Annotated in this window: 5 protein-coding genes and 1 pseudogene; 2 read left to right on the top strand and 4 right to left on the bottom strand. The window is 61.3% G+C overall.

Translation table 11 applies throughout. From position 1 onward, the window contains the following. Nucleotides 1-99: 99 nt before the first annotated feature. The 4 genes from NKI73_RS33250 to NKI73_RS33235 form a co-directional block, all read right to left on the bottom strand. The gene (locus tag NKI73_RS33250; protein ID WP_352636258.1) at nucleotides 100-1,977 is read right to left on the bottom strand and encodes a hypothetical protein; all 1,878 of its coding nucleotides are present in this window, start codon (nucleotides 1,975-1,977) and stop codon (nucleotides 100-102) included. A gap of 91 nt (nucleotides 1,978-2,068) precedes the next feature. Beyond that, on the bottom strand, nucleotides 2,069-2,293 hold the full coding sequence (locus NKI73_RS33245) for a hypothetical protein (protein ID WP_352636256.1): 225 nt from the start codon (nucleotides 2,291-2,293) through the stop codon (nucleotides 2,069-2,071). A gap of 317 nt (nucleotides 2,294-2,610) precedes the next feature. Next, a complete protein-coding gene (locus tag NKI73_RS33240) occupies nucleotides 2,611-3,618 on the bottom strand; it encodes a DUF8626 domain-containing protein (protein ID WP_352636254.1) in 1,008 nt (335 codons plus the stop codon). Beyond that, complete coding sequence (locus NKI73_RS33235; protein ID WP_352636252.1) at nucleotides 3,618-4,067, bottom strand: DUF3846 domain-containing protein; 450 nt, start codon at nucleotides 4,065-4,067, stop codon at nucleotides 3,618-3,620. The genes NKI73_RS33240 and NKI73_RS33235 overlap by 1 nt, the downstream gene beginning before the upstream one ends. A gap of 920 nt (nucleotides 4,068-4,987) precedes the next feature. Between NKI73_RS33235 and NKI73_RS33230 the strand changes: the two genes are divergently transcribed. Further along, entirely contained in the window at nucleotides 4,988-5,266 is a 279-nt protein-coding gene (locus NKI73_RS33230) for a Y4lK-related protein (protein ID WP_352636250.1), read from the top strand. Nucleotides 5,267-5,816: 550 nt separating this feature from the next. Next, a pseudogene (locus NKI73_RS33225) lies at nucleotides 5,817-6,896 on the top strand (IS5 family transposase); the annotation flags it as partial. Between the last annotated feature and the right edge of the window lie 73 nt (nucleotides 6,897-6,969).

Genomic DNA, 6,969 nt, shown 5'->3' with positions numbered 1-6,969 from the left:
CGAACGACGCTCAACGCGAGCGCGACGACCGGTTCTTGATCCCTACCTCAACCGCAGGCGCCTTCCCGCGCAGCGGGTTCGTTCTTCGGCCCTATCGCGTTAGACCGTTTGTGCGATCCAGTGCAGCACGCCGAGTGCCACACGAAATGTGCGTTCGTCCCGGCAGTAGATCAGCGGAGGGCGCCCGTCGAGTTTGCCATCTACTGATTGCCTCACGATACGCGCGGCGCGATCTCCGAAGAGCTCCCTGGCCTCACTATCCAACTTTGACCGCCATTCCGTCGCGACGCGTTCCGCATGCTGCGACTGTGCGAACTTGCTCAGGGCTTCTTCAGCCAACCTAAGGCCGGCGAAGTTTCTCTCGGCGAGGTCGAGCGGAAGGACTCCATCCTGATCGGCAAGCGGCGTGCGGAGGAAATCGGCAAGATCCGGCCCATCCAGGGTCTGTTCCGCACGCCTGATCATCGATTGCCGGCGACCGTCCGCCTCTTCAGCCGCGCGTTTGGCATTGGCCTTCACCTCGGTCTCGGTTTTCCGGGAGATGGCTTCCTCGATGGCGCGTGCCGCAGGCAGGCCGTGCAGATCGCGTGGTGATATGCTGCTTCGTTGAAGCAAGACATCGAGGAGTTCTTCCAGATCGTCGTCGATCGAGGTGTCGGTACCGAACGTCTGCTCGCGCGGCCTTCCGTTCCCAGTTTCGGTCATCTGCCACCAGGATTCGGCCGTCATCGACGCGCGATCTTCTGCTGGAATCCGGTCCAGGATTTGGGAGACAACGCTAGAAATGCTGTTCCGACGCTGAGTCTTCTTCTGGTGGGTTCCTTCCCACTCGCGCCATCGATCTGCCAGCGAGGTATTCAGCGCGAAGGAGAGGTGTTGCTGTTCGGTCAAGCCGGCTTTGGTCAGGGCCTGAAGGAACCGGTGGATGGCCTCCCAGGGTGTGAGGAACTCCGGGTCGAGATGGCGCATCGCATCGGCGAGATCTTTCGTCAGCTTGACAAAGTCGCTGTGGACATACCCCTCCTCGACAAGGCGGGACACAATATGGTCAGTAGCAAGGAAGCGATGATGATACAGCCTTGGCCGCAGGATCGTCGCAAGGACGACCGACCGCCAGGTCTCCGACCGGACCGTGAAGCAGCCTGTTCCTCCGATTTCGAGTGCTAGTTGCTCGCGCACGCCGAGGGCGCGTAGCGCGGCAAGATCCTTGATACGGAGTTTCTGTTCGCCGGCGCTTCGGCGGGTTCGATCATACGCCTCGATCTCGCGCCTCGCGATGGAGGCCAATCGTTTGGCCGCAGCATTGGCGTCCAGTCGTTCGCGGAGACGCATTTCCTCCATTGCGCGTTCGATCCTCGCATTGAACAGCCAGTTTCGCGGCGCTGCCGAGAGGACCGCCTGTCGCACTTCTTCTGGTAGCGCGTTGCGGGGGACTGAGGACATGTCGATCTCGACGGCCGCTGTTCCCAGCCTCTTCAAACGGGAAATCTTCTCCTCTCCGCAGGGGTGGGTAACGGCGATCTCGACGAAGAGGTTCATATCCCCGACTTGGAGATGGAGGTCAGGTATCACCTCGACATGGTCGCGGAATTCCAGCGTTGCACGATCGAAGACGATCTCGCGCTCTTCGGCAATCAAGACTTCATACCCGCCATGCGCGGCGAACTGGCGGGGAATGGTGAGTCGCAATTCAGATTGGATGATCTCCTTGCAAAGAAGATGAAGCGCGGTCTCCGGGCCGCCGCGGCAAGCAGGGCCGTGGTGAGCGAAGTGCGCCGCCTTCAGATCATCCTTGAGGTTTGCGACTAGCGCCGCCTTGCAGTGCGGGCAGATCAGACCGCAGGCAAGCCCGCGACTCGCCTTCGAGATGTAGATTAGCTTGCCGTTTTCGGGATCCCGGCCGTAGACGAGGCGCGCGCTGTCGCTGCCGAACTGCCGGCGGATCTCGGCGTCATCGTGGCCCTGATTAATCGACATTGCCGGACAATAGCCGTGGGAATGTGATGGCCGCTAGTCCTTCCGGCAGGGGTGCGCACCCACTAGGTTTCGCGTGTCGGTGATTGTCTGACTATTGTGACTGACAATCCTCACGTCGCGGGCTGCACGACCTCCTGTTGTCATTGCCTAACGCCGCGTATGTTGCCTTGTGCGCCTTGATCAGCGCCCGCAGATCGCGGGACAGTTCCCGGTCCCTGCGTCGCGGCTCTGTGGCGAGAGCCGTTGCCGCAACCGTCGAGGCGATAACGGCACTGCCGGCGTTGAGAAGCAAGGCGCGGCGATTGATCCTGGACATGGTGAACTCTCCTCTTCACTTCATGGCAGGCTGCCAGATCGGTGTCGTAACACCGGCCGGCCGCGTTCTGACCGTAGCACGAGTGTCGGCGCATTCATGTCAGGATGGATGGCACCGTTGGCCGCGTTGCGCAGGGCATGGCTAGCGCGACCGCGCGGCGCGTCTCGCGAGACTGTTCTATCGATTGTTTCGCCTCGGCGTCGCCACCAAAGAACGTATCGCGATTCCCGAAAACTCCATAACAAGACTGCTGGCCCTTGGCCGTTGTGCGTGGTCATGATGATTGCTCCGTCTTCGCCTGGATCATGGGGCGCCGCTCACGCGGCGCCCTCGACGGTGATGGCTTTCATCACCCGTTCGGCCGCCCATCGTCCGGCCTCATTAAGATGGCGCTGCCAGGCGCCTTGCGACGGCGACCAGCGAAAGCCGTCGGCTTTCAGCGCCCGCCTTGTTGCCTCGTCAGGCTTGGCCGGGAAGATCATCTGAATGCGCGCCATGCCGACGTTTTCGATGATGTCGACGACTCCGATTCCGGTCTTGGCGGTCTGACTTTCGTTTTCCCGCTCCTGCATCCTCACCAGTGATTTCAGTCGCGATTGCAGGCGACGGATTTCGGCCCGGTTGCCTGACGTGTCGAAACCGCGTTTCCATTGCCAGTCGGCCAGCACGACGCCGCGCACGGCAATCGCGGCCGACATGCCCGTTTGCGCGACCACAGCCTTGATCATGGCGGCATCGTCCGCGCCGTCCTTCTCCATGCGCCGGATGATCGCATTCGCCGCCTTGGCCTTGTCGATGGAGAGCGCCAGCGCCTCGATCTTGGCCTTGATCTTCTCGACGGCAGCGGGATCTCCCGAGCGGATCGGCTCGTCATCCGGCCCATGCGGTAAGGCTTTCCGCTTAACGGCCTTGCGGGCTGCGACCGGATGCACGCCCAGATCGGCACGGCGGGCGTCTGCGACCTTCATGCGCTTTTCGTTGTGGGCAACGGGAAAGCGTGCGGGGCCGGTGATGAACCAATTCATGCACCGTCCTTCCGCCGCCCAAAACCGCCGAGCCAAATCAGTATGACGCCGCGCGAACGCCTCGACCTCGGCAACGCCATTGAAATCGGGTGCAATATCGCCCTTGTCGGCCAGGTCCTCGACATAGGCCTCAAAGTCATTGAGACGCGCTGCAAGCTCGTCGAGCTCGATGTTTGCGCGCCGGTCCGGAAAATGGGTGAGGGCGTCGAATTGGTGTTCGATGGACTTCGCCGCGATACTTGCGGCGAAGCCTCCAACCGAGACTGCGAGCGTCCCGTTTTCGACAATGGCGACTGTCATCACGCCTCTCCTTCCACAATGGTAGGAGCGCGGCGCTCGATGCGAACTTGCAAGCCCATCAACACGCCTGCGATGACCAGCCCTCCCGCCGTCACTTCGTCGCCGGTCGCAAACACGGGGTCCAGCACCGGGCGACAGCACTTGAAGCAGGCCGCCGCATCTTCAAGGCTGATCAGGGGGGAGGCGTAGGGTTCGCTTCCATCGCCGCCGACGAGAACGATTTTCCCGGCCAATGGCTGCGGGTAGATTTCAAGAATGGTGAAGGCGCTCAGCCCGTCGCGCAGCCCTTCCTCGTCGACGAACAGGGAATGCCGTTCATCGAAGCGCACAACCTCGATCATTCGGCGGCCGATCAGGTCATACAGCGGTTTGTAGCTGTTCCCGGCCGGAAACTCGACCGCGCGAAAGATCGACGTTTCGGGGTCCAATAGGTAAGCGATCTGCTTCATGGTCTAGCTCCTCTTTCTGCGCGGAGCGGTCTTGCTCTTGCCCGAGGGGCAGGAGCCCGCTCCTGCTGCCGAGCTCGTGCGGAACAGCGGGAGAGAGGGAGGCAAGGGAAAAAGGGGAGGGGGTTCGCCCGCCCGCAGGCGAAGCCGGAGGGTCCACGCTGATCCGCGCATGCGGATCCGCCTGGATCCTGCACGGAGCGCGGTATTGGCTGCGCGGAGGAAGGACGGGGAGACCGCTTTTTCGCTTGCGAGGGAGAGAGGGCAGAGCCCTCTTTCCCTCTCTCAGCTAATCAACGTCGGCTGCGATCGCGGCCGTCATTCTGAACTGAAAGGAGCCGTCGCCGGCTTACGCCAGGACGGCTCCCCTGCGGTCTATGACAAGAAGGGCTAGCGACTTGCCATCACCAACTCAGAGCTATCGTGCGGGGCGCACTATGCTGAATTTGCTCCGCGCTGCAAACGTTGATACCGTCAATTTGGTTCCCCGATAATGACGATCCGCCTGCGAAGCAGCATGCACGAGCGATCGTTACCCGAATGGGCGGAGACCGGTTGAAAACCGAGCTCCGTGCCGCTAGGCATAGAGCGCGGCCACGAAGCGGCGTGTCCGAGACTACCGCACCAGATACCCGTTGTCAGGGGTAACTGCTTACCCATTTCGGATACATGTGGTTGAACAGATTATATTGGACAAGGGGCCAATTGGCACGGGATATGGCAGGACCATCATTCGACGACTGGATAGATCAGCTTGGCGAGGTCCGGGATCCTCACTTCGACAAGCCGCCCTATCGCAAAGCTCCGTTCGGCAATCTCACGCTCAGTGTAGACATCGAAAAGGAGATCAGCGCCAACCTTCGACGCGGCTGGCAACATCGGAAAGGGAGGGTGCAGTTATGAGGGCAAGAAACAGAAGGCTCATGAAGACAAGCGAAATACCAGCGTTCGTTGATGAGGTGATCAAGGCGGGCTGCGATATCTGCGCTGTCGGCCACGATAAGTACGTCTTCGGGGACGCGGACCTATCGCCGAGTGAATTGAAATTTGCATTGCCGGAGCTGGAGCGGATCGAACAGACCTACGGCGATCGAGATTTCTTGATACGAGAGATCGCCGCCTATTTGCGCTCGATTGGCCGCTATCTCGAGGTCGGTTCGTCAGCGAAGCACTGGTCGGCGAATACGAAAACTCTCCAATGATCGCGCGGGGAAATGGACCGGATGTGGACTTCCAAATCGTTGGGATAGCTAACTCGGCTTGGCTCTGTTGGCAGAGATCGGAACGAGGATACTGACCAGGGTGCCCATGCCTGGTGTCGAAGTAATCCTGAGGTCGGTCGCGCGACGGTAGCGTTCGGACTGAACAAAAGACCAGTAGCCGAGTGTCAGCGCCAGCTTGCCGCTGCGCCGCGTCACTGGGACCACGCCGGAAAGACGATGGCCGCTTTTGAAGGAGCTGGTGCGGCGATGATTGAAGCGAGGATTAGCGGCACGGGTCGGTTCCGGTAGGCGGGCGACCCCAGATTCATCACTTTCGTATCGTGACGCCTACCAGAGAATTTGCTGGTGAGTCGACCGTGAACTATCCGCAAGCCGTTGATCTGGCATGTTGATTGAGGCGGATAGCGACTTTTGAATTGCAGGATTAGCGGTTTATGGGCGCTGTTTTCCTGCAATTCGGTTTGCGATTCCCTTGTGCTGCGGAGCGTGATTCACTTGGTTCGGCGGCGGCGAATCGAGGGGACGGCGAATGTCCAGGCCACGCGAGAAGCGCGAGACGGGAAAGCAGGATCTGTTCCGCTCCAGGCTCGATCAGATCATCAATATGAAGCACGAGCTGGTGCGGCTGGCGCAGGCGATTGACTGGCCGGTGCTGGAGGAGCGTTTCGGCGCCGTCTATTCGGACGGCCCCGGCATGCCGCCACTGCCGACCCGGCTGATGGCGGGGCTGGCGATCCTCAAGCACACTTTCAACCTGTCGGATGAGGTGCTGTGCGAGCGCTGGGTGGAGAACCCCTACTTCCAGTATCTTTGCGGCGAGGAATTCTTCTGCCACGCGCTGCCGTTCGATCGCTCGTCGATGACGCGCTGGCGCGGCCGCATGGGCGAGGAGCGGATCGTGGCGCTGTTGCAGGAAAGCCTCAGCCTCGCGGTCAAGACCGGGGCGATGAAGCCGTCCGACACGCGCCAGGTGATCGTCGACACCACCGTGCAGCCGAAGAACGTGATGTTCCCGACCGACGCCAAGCTCATTCACCGGGCGCGTGAACGGCTGGTGCGGCTGGCCAGGAAGACGGGGCTCAATTTGCGCCAGAGCTATGTGCGGGTCGGCAAGCTGGCGCTGATCAAGCACCAGCGCTATGCCCACGCCAAGCAGTTCAAGCGGGCCAACAAGGCGCTGCGCAGGCTCAAGACCTACCTCGGCCGGACCATTCGCGACATCTCGCGCCAGGTCGCCGGCGATGCGGGGCTGGACGCGCTCTTCAAATGGCCGCTCTACCAGGCCGCCACCGTTCTCGAGCAGCGTCAGCGTCAGCGCGGCCGCAAGATCTACAGCCTGCACGCGCACGAGGTGGAATGCATCGGCAAGGGCAAAGCGCATATGCCCTACGAGTTCGGCGTCAAGGTCTCGGTGGCCACCACACTGAAGCGCTCCAAGGGTGGTCAGTTCGCCCTGCATGCAAAAGCGCTGCCCGGCAATCCCTATGACGGCCACACGCTGGCAAGCGTCATCCCCGACATGGAAGAGACCATCGGCAACGAGATCAGCCGTATCCTCGCCGACGCCGGCTATCGCGGCCACAACGCACCGCAAAGCGTACCCGTCCGGTGAAGACCGCAGACGTGCGTGTCCGGCGGCCATGAGCGCTGCGGTGCAGGGTCAAGCTTTCGATGGGGAGACG

The organism is Mesorhizobium sp. M0496 (assembly GCF_040321205.1).
In the GTDB taxonomy this organism is placed as follows: domain Bacteria; phylum Pseudomonadota; class Alphaproteobacteria; order Rhizobiales; family Rhizobiaceae; genus Mesorhizobium.
The sequence above is the reverse complement of the archived record's forward strand: the minus strand, read 5'-3'. Positions and strand labels throughout refer to the sequence as shown.